Source organism: Frankia sp. CcI156 (assembly GCF_001983015.1).
Classification (GTDB): Bacteria; Actinomycetota; Actinomycetes; order Frankiales; family Frankiaceae; genus Frankia; species Frankia casuarinae.
This window is the reverse complement of the sequence record NZ_MOMD01000042.1, coordinates 30,929-45,176: the sequence shown is the minus strand read 5'-3', so window position 1 is coordinate 45,176 and position 14,248 is coordinate 30,929. Positions and strand designations below refer to the sequence as shown.

The 14,248-nt window shown below is 70.8% G+C and carries 11 protein-coding genes, 1 pseudogene and 1 riboswitch; of the genes and pseudogenes, 3 read left to right on the top strand and 9 right to left on the bottom strand.

Going from position 1 to position 14,248, the window contains the following annotated elements; genetic code table 11:
* Positions 1–24: 24 nt before the first annotated feature.
* Together thiH and CcI156_RS15995 are read right to left on the bottom strand one after the other, a co-directional pair.
* Positions 25–1,191: a 2-iminoacetate synthase ThiH gene (thiH, locus tag CcI156_RS16000; protein WP_011437460.1), complete on the bottom strand. Its 1,167-nt coding sequence runs from the start codon at positions 1,189–1,191 to the stop codon at positions 25–27.
* A complete protein-coding gene (locus CcI156_RS15995; protein WP_023841270.1) occupies positions 1,188–2,201 on the bottom strand; it encodes a thiazole synthase in 1,014 nt (337 codons plus the stop codon). Before CcI156_RS15995 ends, thiH begins: the two co-directional genes overlap by 4 nt.
* Positions 2,197–2,310: riboswitch (TPP riboswitch) on the bottom strand. Its footprint overlaps the gene before it by 5 nt.
* 269 nt (positions 2,311–2,579) lie before the next feature.
* On the opposite strand from CcI156_RS15995, the gene CcI156_RS15990 reads away from it, so the two are divergent.
* The gene (locus tag CcI156_RS15990) at positions 2,580–4,730 is read left to right on the top strand and encodes a Stk1 family PASTA domain-containing Ser/Thr kinase (RefSeq protein ID WP_254847458.1); all 2,151 of its coding nucleotides are present in this window, start codon (positions 2,580–2,582) and stop codon (positions 4,728–4,730) included.
* A 90-nt stretch (positions 4,731–4,820) separates the two neighbouring features.
* On the top strand, positions 4,821–6,536 hold the full coding sequence (locus CcI156_RS24165; protein ID WP_011437463.1) for a DUF5667 domain-containing protein: 1,716 nt from the start codon (positions 4,821–4,823) through the stop codon (positions 6,534–6,536).
* 19 nt (positions 6,537–6,555) lie between these two features.
* On the opposite strand, the pseudogene CcI156_RS15980 reads toward CcI156_RS24165, so the two are convergent.
* A pseudogene (locus CcI156_RS15980) lies at positions 6,556–6,798 on the bottom strand (IS5/IS1182 family transposase); the annotation flags it as partial.
* Between the two features lie 134 nt (positions 6,799–6,932).
* On the opposite strand from CcI156_RS15980, the gene CcI156_RS15975 reads away from it, so the two are divergent.
* Positions 6,933–8,288, top strand: a complete 1,356-nt coding sequence (locus tag CcI156_RS15975) for an IS4 family transposase (protein WP_023841267.1) — start codon at positions 6,933–6,935, stop codon at positions 8,286–8,288.
* On the opposite strand, the gene CcI156_RS15970 is transcribed toward CcI156_RS15975, so the two are convergent.
* The 6 genes from CcI156_RS15970 to CcI156_RS15945 all read right to left on the bottom strand — a co-directional run bounded on the left by CcI156_RS15970 (position 8,289) and on the right by CcI156_RS15945 (position 14,222).
* A complete protein-coding gene (locus CcI156_RS15970; RefSeq protein WP_011437466.1) occupies positions 8,289–8,534 on the bottom strand; it encodes a helix-turn-helix domain-containing protein in 246 nt (81 codons plus the stop codon).
* 11 nt (positions 8,535–8,545) lie between these two features.
* A complete protein-coding gene (locus CcI156_RS15965) occupies positions 8,546–9,325 on the bottom strand; it encodes an aminotransferase class IV family protein (RefSeq protein ID WP_076806552.1) in 780 nt (259 codons plus the stop codon).
* A gap of 646 nt (positions 9,326–9,971) precedes the next feature.
* Positions 9,972–10,712, bottom strand: a complete 741-nt coding sequence (locus CcI156_RS27025) for a hypothetical protein (RefSeq protein WP_254847457.1) — start codon at positions 10,710–10,712, stop codon at positions 9,972–9,974.
* Between the two features lie 125 nt (positions 10,713–10,837).
* Complete coding sequence (locus CcI156_RS27020; protein WP_023841265.1) at positions 10,838–11,482, bottom strand: DUF4277 domain-containing protein; 645 nt, start codon at positions 11,480–11,482, stop codon at positions 10,838–10,840.
* Positions 11,483–11,571: 89 nt separating this feature from the next.
* A complete protein-coding gene (locus CcI156_RS15950; protein WP_076806548.1) occupies positions 11,572–12,972 on the bottom strand; it encodes a class II 3-deoxy-7-phosphoheptulonate synthase in 1,401 nt (466 codons plus the stop codon).
* Between the two features lie 224 nt (positions 12,973–13,196).
* Positions 13,197–14,222, bottom strand: a complete 1,026-nt coding sequence (locus CcI156_RS15945; RefSeq protein WP_076806546.1) for a 6-phosphofructokinase — start codon at positions 14,220–14,222, stop codon at positions 13,197–13,199.
* Between the last annotated feature and the right edge of the window lie 26 nt (positions 14,223–14,248).

Below are 14,248 nucleotides of genomic sequence, written 5' to 3'. Positions count from 1 at the left end.
ACGACCCGCGACGCCGGGCCGCCGTCACCGCACCGGGTCGACAAGCGGAAAGGCGTCCTTCCACACCGGCTCGTACCCGGCTTCGGCGAGCATCGCGGCGATCTGTGCCGGCGAACGCTCGTCGGAGATCGAGAACTGTTCCTGGGCCGTGCCGGGCGTGGTGTAGCCGCCGGGTTCGGTGGAGGAGCCGGCGCTCATGGTGGTCACGGCGATGCGGACGAGCCCGTCGCGCAGCACCGCCGGCTCCCGGGTCGACAGYGACAGCGCGAGGTCCGGCTCGAACAGGCGCAGGGCCGCGTACGCCTGGACGAACTCCGCGTCGTCAACGACGACGACCGGCGGRAACCCGCTGGCACTCGGCTTGATGCGCGGCAGCGCGATCGAGACCTCGGTCCGCCAGTAGCGACGGGAGAGAAAGGAGGCGTGCGCGGCCAGCGCGAGCACGTCAGCGCGCCAGTCCGGGGCGAGCCCGAGCAGCGCGCCGATCCCGAGCCGGCGCACCCCGGCCCGCGCGGCCCGTTCGAACGAGGACAGCCGCCGGTCGTAGTCACGCTTCCAGCCGGCGACGTGCACCTCGGCGTAGCGGGCCCGGTCGTAGGTCTCCTGGTAATGGACGACTCCCTCCAACCCGGCACGCACCAGCCGGGCATAGGTGTCGTCCGACCAGGTCTGGGTCTCGATGCTGATCGAGGGGAACATCGGCCGTAGCCGCTCGACCACCGCGACGAGGTAGTCGGCCGATACCTCGACGCGATGCTCGCCGGAGACGAGCAGCAGATGACGGAACCCCCGGTCGACCAGCAGGCGTCCCTCCGCCACCACCTCCTCAAGGTCCAGCGTGCGGCGCACCACCGGCAGGCCCTTGGCGAAGCCGCAGTAGGTGCAGGACGACAGGCAGGCGTTCGACACGTACATCGGGGCGAACAGCCGGACCGCCCGACCGAACCGGAGCAGGGTCGCCTCCCGGGCGGCAATCGCCAGCTCCTCCAACCGGGCGGTGGCCGCGGGTGAGAGCAGGATCGCCAGCTCCGCGAGACCGATCCGGGGGGTGGCCGACCCACCGGATCCGGGCCGAACCCGCCGCAGCACCGTGTCCACCTCGGCGGACGTGGCCCGCCGCGACATCGCGGACAGCCCGGCCAGGTCGTGACCGGCAAGTTCGCGCGCGAACTCCCCTGGCGGGGCGCTCACCTGGACGCCTCGCCCACCACCGCAGCCGGGGACGTCGCCCGGGACACCGAGGGCACGGGCGACGCCGGTGACGGGTGGGACGCCGGTGACGGGTGGGCGCCGAGGAACCCGGTGAGCGGGGAGGAGGCGGACGCCACCGTGGCCGGGCCGGCAGCCCCTCGGCCGGCCAGGAAACCCAACCGGCCGGCGGCGGTGGCGAGCGCGAAGGCCCGCGCCATGCGCGCCGGATCGGCGGCCACCGCGATAGCGGTGTTGACCAGCACCGCGGCCGCGCCGATCTCCATCGCCTCGGCCGCGTCCGAGGGCACCCCGAGCCCGGCGTCCACGACCACCGGCACCCCGGCGCTCGCCACGATTGCCTCGATCGCGTCCCGGGTGCGCAGCCCGCGGTTCGAGCCGATCCAGCTGCCCAGCGGCATCACGGTGGCGCAGCCGACCTCCTCCAGCCGGCGGGCCAGCACCGGGTCGGCCGAACAGTAGGGCAGGACCGTGAAGCCGTCGGCCACCATGAGCTCGGCGGCGCGCAGGGTCTCCAGCGGATCCGGCGCCAGGGTGCGCGGATCCGGGGTGACCTCCAGCTTGACCAGACCGGTGCCCGTCGCCGCCCGCCCGAGGCGGGCCAGCCGCAGCGCCTCGGCCGCGTCCACCGCGCCCGAGGTGTTGGGCAGCAGGGTCATCGACGGCGGGATGAAGTCGAGAACGTCGCCGTCACCGATCCGGCCGATGTCGACCCGGCGCAGCGCCACGGTGACGATGGTGGCACCGGATGCGACGAGGCTGTCCCGCATCACCCGGTGACTCGCGAACTTCCCGGTGCCGATCAGCAGCCGGCTGCCGTAGGCCCGCCCGGCGATGACGAGATCGTCCGCCCCCGCGGCACCGGGTCCGGCCTCACCACCACCCCCGCCGCCGACGGCGGAACCTTCACCGGCGAGGCCATCGGGACAGGAACCGTCGGGGGGAGAATCGCCGGGACGGGAACCGGCAGGACGTAGGGGGTGCTGCGACACGATCTTTCATCCTCCCCACGCGCGCATGACCGCGATCGGGTATACGGGTCGCCGACGGGATACTGGCCAGCCTCTCAGCCCACGTCCGTGGGCTCCCCGGAGCAATCGACAGTGTAACCGCTGCTTCCTGGCCGCGGCTTCGGGTGTCCCGCCGCGACGCCGATCTGCGACGCCGATCTGCGACACTGATCCACGCCCGTCGACGATCATCGCGGCCTTGAGAACCGATTCAATGTGGGCACCCGGGTTTCACCCGGTGGACACCATGCTGCGCGACGAGGTACTTCTCGCTCGAACGACGTATCCGGGTTAACCTCGCGGGGCTCGGTAGCGGCATCCTTCGACAACGATCGTAAACTCTCCCTCGTGGATGCCACCGTGGCCGACCCCGTCGTAGGTCGGCTTCTCGACGGCCGCTACACGGCGCAGGAACGGCTCGCCGTCGGCGGGATGGCGACGGTGTACGTCGCGCACGACAACCGGCTGGACCGGCTCGTCGCCCTCAAGGTCATGCATCCCACTCTCAATCACGACCCGGAGTTCGTCACCCGTTTCCATCGCGAGGCCAAGGCCGTGGCACGGCTCAACACCCCGCGCGTCGTCTCCATCCTCGACCAGGGTTCCGACCACATCCCCGTCGGTCTGGTCAACTACCTGGTGATGGAGCTGGTGCGCGGCCGGTCGCTGCGCCAGCACCTGGGCGCCCGGGGTCGGCTCCCGGTCACCGAGGCCATCGAGATCATCGAGCCCGTGATCGAGGCCCTCGCCGCCGCGCATGCCGCCGGCATCATCCACCGCGACATCAAGCCCGAGAACATCCTGCTCGGTGACGACGGCCAGGTGAAGGTCGCGGACTTCGGCCTCGCCCGTCCGGTGAGCCAGCCCACCCAGGCACTCACCGGCGGCGTGGTGATGGRCACTGTCGGGTACCTCGCCCCCGAGCAGGTCACCCACGGCGTCGCCGACACCCGCAGCGACGTCTACGCCGCCGGTGTGGTGCTCTTCGAATCCCTGACCGGGCAGCTCCCGCACAGCGGCGCCACCCCGATGTCGGTGGCCTACCAGTCGGTCCACGGCGACGTGCCGGCGCCGTCCACCATGATCGAGGGCATTCCCGCCGAGCTGGACGGTCTTGTTCTCCGGGCCACCGCCCGCGACCCGGCGCGCCGGCCGGTCGATGGTGCGGCMCTGCTGGCGGAGCTGCGGCGCATCGAGCCGTTCCTGCCCCCGCAGGACGCCTACCCGAGCGGGTTCACCGGCGAGATCGAACGGATCGGGTTGGCCGAGCGGCCTTCAGGGGCCCGGGAGCCCGGGTACCCCCAGGAGCCCGGGTACCCCCAGGAGCCCGGGTACCCCCAGGAGCCCGGGTACACCCAGCCGTTCCAGGCCGAGGACTACGACGACTCCCGGGGCGCCGGGCCGGGGGCCGCCGCGGAGCGCGCGTTCGCCGGTGCCGGGCCGGGCCAGCCAGGCACCGGCGCGCTCTATCGATCCGCCTCCCCGCCCTCGCCGACCGCCACGGCCTATCTCGGGGGCGGTGGCGGGCGCGGGCGGCGACGGGCCGCCGCATCGCCACGCTCCCGAGGGCTCATCCCGGTCGTCGTCGGTGGCATGGCCGTCCTGGTCCTGCTGCTCGGGATCCTCGCGTTCCGTTCCCTGTCCGGCGGAGGGACCGAGGTCCCGCTGCTGACGAACCTGAGCAGATCCGACGCCGAGAAAATGCTGCGCGACGCCGGCTTCCAGTTCACCTACCTCGACCCGGTCGCCAGCGCCACGGTACCGGTCGGCCACGTCGCCCAGCAGGATCCCCGGGACGGATSGAAGGTCGACAAGGGCGCGCTCATCACCCTGCGGCTGAGCTCCGGCCCCGCGACGGTGCGCGTGCCGGACCTGGCGAACCTCACCGAGACCCAGGCCAAGGCCCGGCTGGCCGAAGTGGACCTGACCCTCGGCGGCCTGAGCCCACAGTCCAGTGACACGGTGCCGGCGGGCCATGTGATCGGTACGAACCCCGGGGCCGGCACCGCGCTCAAGCCGAAGGACCAGGTCGTCGTGATCACTTCGACGGGCCCCGCGACGAAGCCGGTGCCGGCCGACATCATCGGCAAGTCGTTCGAGGAGGCCAAGGCCGAGCTCGTCGGCCTGAACATCGGCCTCGTGGTGCAGCGCACCGACGCCGTGAACGACGCCGTGCAGCCCGGTGAGGTCTTCGGGGTCTCTCCCGACGTGGGGCAGCCGATCTCACCCGGCGGCACCGTCACCCTCACCGTAGCCGAGGCCGACGGGTTCGACAACGGTGACGGTTCCGGGGGCGACGGCAGCGGGATCCAGGTCCCGGTGCCGAACGTGGTCGGGAAGAGCTACCGGGAAGCCGAGAACATCCTGCAGCGCCGGGGGTTGAAGATTGACCGTATCGGCTGGATCGGCGGGCCGGGCGACCGGGTGACATCGCAGTCCGCCAAGGCCGGGAGCAAAATCGAAAAAGGAAGTACCGTGCACGTCAACACAACGTGGGACCCCCTCGGCTGAGCCGCCATCCTCCACCAGGTTGATCATATTGTGCAACGAATCGCGCGGTGGGCGAAAGATCCGCGACCGCTTCCCCGGGGGGACGACGGCGTGAAGGCAGCGCGTGGTCGTGGCCGGTGGCCCGCCGGCCCGCGGCGGCCGACGTCGTGGTGGCGGGAGTCGTCGTGGTGGCGGGAGTCGTCGTGGCGGGGCATGGCCGGCGGTGGACGGCGGGCCGAGCGGGTCGCCGACCTGCTGGACGGACAGCGCCCCCCGTATGACGAGACCGACGCGCGGCTGATCGACACCGTGGCGGCCCTCCGGGACCTGCCGTCACCGCGGCTGCATCCGGCACGGCACGCCGCCCTGCGCGGACAGCTGTTCGCCGCCGTCACCGGCTCCCCGGCATGCGATCCCGTCCGTTCCCCCGCCGCCGTTTCCCCCGGCACCTCCGTGAAGGGCCACGAGACCGAGGCCCGTCCCACAAGAACCCGTCCCGCACGCACGCCTCCCGAGGGCGTCGATCCTGACCTGCCGGGAAACGATCCGGTCGACGCGCGGTGGGTACGCCGGACCGGTGCCCGCGGTGTCTCTGCCTGCGGTGTCTCCGGCCGGGGCAGGATGACCCGGGCCGCCCGGCCGCTGCTGGCCGGAGCACTCACCGCCGCCGTCACCACGGCGGCCCTCGCGGTCAGCTCGGGGGACTCGCTACCCGGCGATACCCTGTACGGCGTCAAACGACAGGTCGAAGACCTCCAGGTGTCGCTGGTCCGCGATCCGGTCGAGCGGGCGAAGACCCGGCTGGGCATGGCCGGCTTGCGGATGAGCGAACTGCGCACGATCACGGTGAACGACGGCGGGGTGATCGCCCCGGAAACCGGTGCCGGCGCTCCGGAGACGAGCCCGCGGGTGCCGGTGGTGAACCCCACGGCGACCGCCGCACCACCGACCATCGCGGTGTCACCGACCATCGCGGTGTCACCCGCTGCGGTGTCACCCACTGCGGGGACGTGGCCTCCCGGTCCCCGCACACCCGCCGTCTCCGGCGACGCCGGCGAATCCGATGGCCCCGACGCGCCGAGCGACCCGCCCGGCCCCGGCAACGGGGACCGCCTCGACCCCGAGCTGGTCAACGCGCTGCTGCGGGACTGGATCGCCGAGGTGCGCGCCGGCACGCAGGTACTGCTGGCCCGGGTCGCCGCCGGGGACACGGACGCCTGGACCACGGTGAACGCCTTCACCACCGAGCAGTCCCGCGGGCTGAAGAACCTGCTGAGATCGCTTCCCGTGGGCTCGGTCGGACCGGCGCATGCGGCTCTGGATCTCATCGACGACGTCAGGCGCAGGCTCGGCCCGCGGGCACCAGCGCCGGTCCGGGCCCCCTCACCCGTCCGCCAGATCTCTCCGATCGTGCCGACCGGTGACGCCCTCACCCCCCCGCCCTACGTGGCGCCGCTGCTCTCCGCACCTCGGCCCACGGCGACCGGGGCCACCGCCGCGCCCGCCCTCAGCACTCCCACCCCCGGCACTCCCACCCCTGCCGGCACCGGCATCGGCTCGCCGGGGCCCCCGAGCCCGGCGCCGGGTGGTGCCACGAGCGGAACGACCATCCCGACCCCGACCCCCGCCACGACCCCGACCCCCGCCACGACCCCGACCCCCGCCACGACCCCGACCCCCGCCACGACCCCGACAGACGACACGACCCCGACAGACGACACGACCCCGACCCCCGCCACGACCGCATCCGATGTCACGCCGACCACGGTGGGCGCGCCCTCGCCGCAGAGCCCCCCGAACGGGGCGCCGACGCCGGGATCCCGCTAGAATCTGTTCCGAGTTTGGATCATGGGGTTGGCAGGCTGCGTAGCCAGAGGATGGATCCGCGCAGGTGGAGTCCTGCGGCGTAGCTTTCGGGTGTCTTGTCGTAGCGGGTGGCCAGACCCCGCCATTCCTTGATCTTGCTGATGCCGCGCTCCACGGTGTTGCGGTCTTTATAGAGCGCGGCGTCGTGGCGGACCGGGCGACCTCCGGCGCTGCCGCGCTTCTTACGGTTGGCCGTCTGATCGGCCTTCTCCGGAGGACGAGCCGTGGTACTCGCTCTTCCCAGGACCCCCGCGTCACGGGCTCGGGTCCCAATGCCGCTTCCACTAACTGGATCTTGATGGTCGTCGGTGTGTCGGTTCCGGCTGTTCTGTCTGGTTGCCGGCATGATCGGGGTGTGTGGCGGACAGTGAGGCGGTTGCGGGTAGCCAGCTGACGGACTGGATCTCTCTGGGGGTCCTGACGTCGTTCGTCCCGCGTGATGCGGTCGATGAGGCGATCGAGGCGACCGGGGCGGGTGCCCGGCGCTCCGACACGACGATCCCCCCGCAGGTCGTGGCCTATTTCGTGATGGCGCTCGCGTTGTTCGCGGACGACGACTACGAGACGGTCGCCCGCCGGCTCGCCGCCACGCTCACCGATCTCGACGTGGTGGGGCCGCGGTGGGAACCGACCTCGTCAGGGCTGACCAAGGCCCGCCAGCGGCTCGGTGCGGCGCCGCTGGCCGAACTGTTCGGTCAGGTCGCCGGGCCGGTCGCGGACCTSGACACGGTCGGGGCGTTCCTGAGCCGGTGGCGGCTGATGAGCATCGACGGGCTGGAATGGGATGCCCCCGCCTCGAAGGAGAACATCGCCGCGTTCGGCCTACCGGCCGGCCGCGTCGACGCGCCAGGGGTACTGCCGAAGGTCCGCGCGGTGACCGTGTCCGAGTGCGCCTCGCACGCGCCGGTCCTGGCCGCGTTCGGCCCGGCCGGTGGGGCGAAACCCGCCAGCGAGCAGGCACTGGCCCGGACTGTCTACCCGCGGCTGGCCTCGGACTGGCTGCTGCTCGCGGACCGTAACTTCTACTCRTGGGCGGACTGGTGCACCGCGGCGGACACCGGTGCGGCGCTGCTGTGGCGGGTCAAGGCCACCCTGCGCCTGCCCCCGCTGCGCGCGTTGTCCGACGGTTCCTATCTGACCGTGCTGGTCAACCCGAAGGTCACCGGGAAGGCCCGGGAGACCCTCGTCACCGCGGCCCGCGCCGGCGCGCCGCTGGACCCGACGAAAGCCCGTTACACCCGCCTCGTCGAGTACGACGTCCCCGACCGTGAGGGCGACGGGAAACACGAGATCAYCGGCCTGCTCACCACGATCTGTGACCCGCGGGAGGCGACCGCGACCGCTCTGGCCGGGGCCTACCGGCAAAGATGGGAACACGAGGTCGCGATCGAAGACGCCAAACAACTCGTCGGCGTCGGCCAGGCCCGCAACCGGCTCGCCACCGCCGCGCAACGCGCCGTCCCGTTCGGCCTGACCTGCCAGACCCTCGCCTTCACCTGGTACCTCACCACCGGCCACCACCACGACGACGCCGCGGAGCACCGCGCCCGCGCGCCCTGGTACACCACCAAGACCCGGCCCTCGACCGCCGACCTGCTCGCCAAGCACCGCCGCGTCCTCATCGCCACCAAATACCAGCCCGCTCACCCCGAACAGCCCACCCCAGCCGAAATCCACACCCTCCGACTGGCCTGGGAGATCACCGCCGCATAACTACGAAAGTCGAGGTGTTAGTAGGAGTGCGAAACGCTCCTGGACGGAGGCCGGCGAGCAGGCGAGGGAGGTGTCGAGAGCTGCCTGATTGACCGGCCGGGGGGTGATGGTGTTGCTACCGGCCTCCCACTTCGAGACCATGCGCTCGCTGACGCCGATATGTGCCGCGAATGCTTGCAGGCTCATCCGTTTGGCCTGACGTAGTGCCCGGATCTCTCGTCCTGTCCAGCGGATCACGGTAGCCATCCGTGAGCTTCCTACTCCAGGGAATCGCCGGGGATGGCGATATAGGTGGCATGGAGTTCCCGTAGAATTGGATGGTCGTCGAGAAGGTTCACACCATCAATCATGTGGATCGGGCGGACGCCGATCGAAGTGTTAGTAGCAAAAGCCGCCTGCATGCTGCCGAGCATATCCAGGGTAACAGGGGCGGTGACGTGAGTGCCGACCTGCTGCAGGAGTCCCATGGTTACTCCAGGCAKGACGTCGGCTTTGGGCCAGATGACGTTGTCGCCATCAAAGAAACCGACGTTCCAGGTGGCGCCTTCGGAGACGACTCCTGTGGGATCGGTGAACAGCGCATCATCATAGCCGTCGAGTTGGGCACCGCGGCGATGGTACAGAGAGCCGAACAGGCCGACGTGTTTCACCATCGGAAGATCCCGCAAGTAGACGCAGGCCTTCACGCGTAGCGCCGGCAACACGGTCGGCGCGACCRGTCGAGTGGTCACCAGGATGTGTGGAGCGGCCGTCGCACCCGGGTGCCCGAGTTCCAGTGCTGGGTCGAAGACGGTGACGCGGACGACGAGCGAGCCGGTTCTGCCTCCGACCGCGTGACGGACCAGCTTCAGGACGTGTTCCGGATCGAGGTCGGCTRCAAAGACGATGCGGCAGTCACGGACCAGCCGGCTCAGGTGCAGCGGCAGGCCCCGTACCCGGCCATCATCGACGCGCATCGAGGTGAAGTGCCCGAGGTTGGTCAGGGCCAGCGCCGCGAGCGCCTCAGGGGTGACCGGGTGGCCGTCGAGTTCCGCCATGTCCTGGAGTCTGGCAGCCGGGGGCAGCCCGGCAAGCGGATGGGTGTCTGGGTCCGCCAAGTTCAGTGAAAGTTCGGTACTGGRACGGTGCAGTGACCTTGTGGGTGGAGCTCGTGTCGCGGCAATCTGGGGACTCTCTACAGAGTCATAACCCGCTAGTCCCACCCACTTCCCGATCTTGGACACTGAGCTGGCGGTCGGGATCCCAATGCTGCCTCCACCCGCAGAAGCGGTCCGGGAGACTTCACCTCGCGCCCATTTATCGAGACGCTTGTTCAGAGATGCATGGAGATGACGAAAGCATCTATTCGCCATGGGCCCACRTGACCAGACCCACGAACGAACCCGGGGCCGCCGGCCGGACGCCCGCCGAGGRCCACCAGCCCAGCCCTGACCGGTCGTCGTCCAGCGCCGTGCTGCGTTCCGGAGTCGGACAGGGCGTGGTGGCCGGGGTGGGGAGGGAGCCGGTCGGAGCGGCCGTTGACGGCGCTCACTCCCCACCGCTCCCGATCCGGACGCCACATCCKGGCTGGGGTGTGGTCGAGCTGGACGTGAACGGCCGAGTTGTCCGGATCATCGTCGGTGAGCCGGAGTTCCGCAGCCCTGCCGATGCCGATCTGTACGCCCGCAGCAGAGGTCTTCCTGATCACCGCGTCGCGCCGGTTGACCTCGGCAGTCGGGTGCCGCCCAGGCTCTGAGACAGAGGCTGCCCCGGCCCGTCCATCCCGGCGCAGCTTCCCGGGATCCGAAACGGGGCCGCCCCGTCCACAGACGGCCCGTCCAGCACCCCGCCCACGGTGCGGCCTGCGACCGCGAGCGGGCCCTTGAACGCGCCGTAGCGACGTTCGACGACTTCCTGGCCTTTGTAGCGGGCGAGTACCTCGGCGGGGCCGATGGTGTCGGGCAGGTTGGTCAGCAGGGCGTACCAGCCGTCGGTGGCGGCCTCGGCGTCGAGCGCGGCGGAGTCGAAGTGCCAGGTCAGGGCCGGTTYCCCGGTGTCCGGATCGACGCTGGTGGCGGCGACGAGGTAGCGGGTGACGCGGTGTTTCGTCGCCAGCAGGGTCAGGCGGGCTTTMACCGCGGCTTCGGTGCGGTAGAGGTGCTGGCTGCCCGCGGCGCGGGTGAGGGTGTCGAGGTCGGTGCGGGCGCGGTCGAGTTTGAGTGCGCGGGCGGCTTTGGCGGCCTGGTCGTTCGYGGACGACCAGATGAACACCGTGCGCACGGTGACCGCCGCGTCGGTCTTGCGGGGCCCCCGCAGGGTTGTCACGCCCTCGCGGGCCCGGTAAGTCGCCCGGGCGTGGATCGGCTTGTCCTGGTCGCGCGCCGCGACGTGGTCGACGAGGGTGGCGGTGGCCCAGTCCTGGGCGGCTAGGACCTGCGCGGGCACGGCCGTCGTCGGTGCCGGCGCGAGGAACGTGACCCCAGGCGTGGAGGTCAGCGCGGTCAGGTTGGGGTAGGAGACGAGTTTGCTGTCGCCGACCAGCAGGAACCGCCGTTCGCCGGCGATCGTGGTCAGGGCGCGTATCGCGGCGGTGACCTGGGAGACCTGACTGACCTCACCGGCGCCGCCGTCGTAGGCGCGGTGGACCAGCGGGATCCCGCCGTCGCCGGTGGTCGCGGGCCCGGTCTGGACCTTTTGAGGTCGGGGCGGCGGTCCTTGGGATGGCCGTACTTCGGGGTCGCGTAGTCGCCGTCGGCCTCGGGGTAGGCGCCGTGCGGCGAGATCGACGTCATGTCCCAGTGGATCCGGGACACGTCGAGGCCGAACGCGGTGATCGCCGCGGCGCCGACCGAGCCGACGACGGCCTCGCAGACCGGGGCGAGCGCGTCCAGCGCCCGACCGACCCGGTCGTCGTTCAACACGTCCGGCGCGAGGCCGAACATCTCCTCGACCGCCCACTGGCGTGCCCACCGTTCGACGTGCAGCAGCGGGGTCGGCGAGGTCAGCCGGTTGGCGACCAGCGCGGCGATCACGTCGCCGTGGGTGGCCCGGTTGACCTTGTCACGCATCGGGGCGAGCCGGTCGATCGTGCCCGCGACATCGAGGCGGGCCAGGTAGTCACGCACGACGGGCAGCGCGCCGAGCGGCTTCTCCACGCTCGGCGGCCCGTAGTCCATCGCGACCGTCACAGCCAGGAACAGTCCCAGACCCGTCACTACCGATCGCGGTCACCCCGACGTGATCCGAACAAGAGATCAAGCAGCTGGCTCATCGCACGCACGCACGTGCGGAAGACAAGTCCAGCTCACGAGGGCCACGGCGCGCCGCGTTCTCCCCGCGTGTTCTGCAGCATCTCGGCGACGAGGAAGGCCAGTTCCAGCGCCTGCCCGGTGTTCAGACGGGGGTCGCAGGCGGTCTCGTAACGGCCGCCGAGGTCGTCTTCCCCGATGAGTTCGGCCCCACCGAGRCACTCGGTGACGTTCTCCCCGGTCAGCTCGATGTGCAGGCCACCGGGGTGGGTGCCCAACGCCTTGTGGACCTCGAAGAAGCCGAAGACCTCGTCGAGGACATCGTCGAAGTGGCGCGTCTTGACGCCGCCCACGTCACGGGTGTTGCCGTGCATCGGATCGCACGACCACACCACTGGCGGCCCGGCGGCGTTGACCTTCTCGATGATCGGGGGCAGCGTGTCCCGGACCCGCTTTGCCCCCATCCGGGAGATCAGGGTGAGCCGGCCGGGGACATGGTCGGGGTTGAGCCGCTCGRCAAGCTCGAGGACCTCGTCCGGGCCAGCCTTCGGCCCGATCTTGCAGCCGATCGGATTGCCCACCCGGGACAGCAGGTCGACGTGGGCACCGTCGAGGTCCCGGGTCCGCTCGCCGATCCAGATCATGTGGGCGGACAGGTCGTACGGGTCGCCGGTGGCGTCCTCGATCCGGGTCAGGGCACGCTCGTACTCCAGCAGGAGGCCCTCGTGACTCGTGAACAGCTCGACCCCGGTCAGCGCGGCGGTCCGATCGAGGTCGATGCCGCAGGCGGCCATGAAGGCGAGGGCACGCTCGATGTCCGTCGCCATCACCTCGTAGCGGCGACCCGCCGCGGAATCCCGCACGAACGCCTTGTTCCACTCGTGGACCTTCGACAGGTCGGCGAAACCTCCGGTGGCGAAGGCCCGCACGAGGTTCAGCGCGACTGCGCTCTGGTGGTAGGCGGCGACCATCCGCATCGGATCGGGCTGCCGCGCGGCGGCCGTGGGCGCGATGTCGTTGACGGCGTCGCCCCGGTAGGAGGGCAGCCCGGTGCTGGCCTCGATGTCCGCGGACCGCGGCTTGGCGTACTGCCCGGCGATGCGGGCGACCTTCACCACCGGCGTGCTCGCGCCATAGGTGAGGACGACCGCCATCTGCAGCAGCGTCTTGACCTTGTCCCGAATCTTGTCGGCGGTGTTCGCCACGAAGGTCTCGGCRCAGTCACCGCCCTGCAACAGGAACGCCTCGCCCCGAGCGACCAGCGCGAGACGGTCGGTCAGGGACCGGATCTCGGGCGCGGTGACCAGCGGGGGGAGGGCCGCAAGCTGGTCATGGGCGGCTCTCAACTCTGCCGGGTCGGGCCAGGACGGCTGCTGCTTGGCCGGAAGGGTCCGCCAGAGATCCAGTACGCTCACCACACCAGGGTACGGCCCAGGTCGAGCTCGAGCGGTCACCATCGCCCGACATCTTCCCGGGAATCGGCGTCTTCCCTTGGACAGACATCCGCCCGGAACTCGGCACCCGGCCCTGGCTCCCGAATCGGGACCGGATCCTGGACCGAAATCAGATCCTGGAGCGGGATCGGTTCCCGGACCGGGATCGGTTCCCGGACCGGGATCGGTTCCCGGACCGGGATCGGTTCCCGGAGCGGATCCGGCCCGACGGCCCGCCCCTCCCCCGGTCAGCCGAAGAAGATCTCGGCCTCGTGGTAGAGCTCCTCGGGCACCGTCTTGAGCTCGCGGGTCGCATCCTGCAGCGGAACCCGGTCGATGCGGGTGCCGTGCAGGGCGACCATCACCCCGAAGTCGCCTTCGTGCACGGCGTCGACGGCGTGCAGTCCGAAACGCGTCGCGAGCCATCGATCGAAGGCCGTGGGCGTGCCGCCGCGCTGCAGATGCCCGAGTACCGTCGCGCGCGCGTCACGACCGGTGCGGGCGCGGATCTCGGTCTCCAGGACCGCCCCGATGCCCTGCAGGCGGACATGCCCGAAGGCATCGACCTCACCCTCCCTGGCGACCAGGGTACCCGTGATCGGGACGGCACCCTCGGCCGCGACGATGATCGGCGCGTAGTGGGTGGCGAACCGGGCTTCGACGAAGGCGCACACCTTGTCGAAGTCGAACGGCCGCTCYGGGATGAGAATGACGTTGGCTCCCCCCGCCATGCCGCTGTGCAGAGCGATCCACCCGGCATGACGGCCCATGACCTCAACGATCAACACCCGGTGATGGCTTTCCGCGGTGGTGTGCAGCCGGTCGATCGCCTCCGTGGCGATGTTGACCGCGGTGTCGAAACCGAAGGTGTAGTCCGTCGCGGAGAGGTCGTTGTCGATGGTCTTGGGCACTCCGACCACGGGCAGTCCCTCGGCGTGTAGTTGGGCGGCCACCCCCAGGGTGTCCTCCCCGCCGATCGCGATGAGCGCGTCCACCTCGGCTGCGGCGAGGTGCTCGCGCACCAGCGCCGGCCCGTCCACGGCGGCGTAGGGATTGGTGCGGCTGGAGCCGAGGATCGTGCCGCCACGCGGGAGGATCCCCCGCACGGCCGCGAYGTCCAAGGGGACCGTCTCGCCGGTCAGCGGCCCTCGCCAGCCGTCCCGGTACCCGACAAAGCTGTGGCCGTAGACGCTCTCTCCCTTGCGCACGACGGCCCGGATCACCGCGTTGAGTCCCGGGCAGTCGCCGCCGCCGGTCAGTACGCCGATCCTCATCCCGAGTCCTCTCGTCGACCGTACAC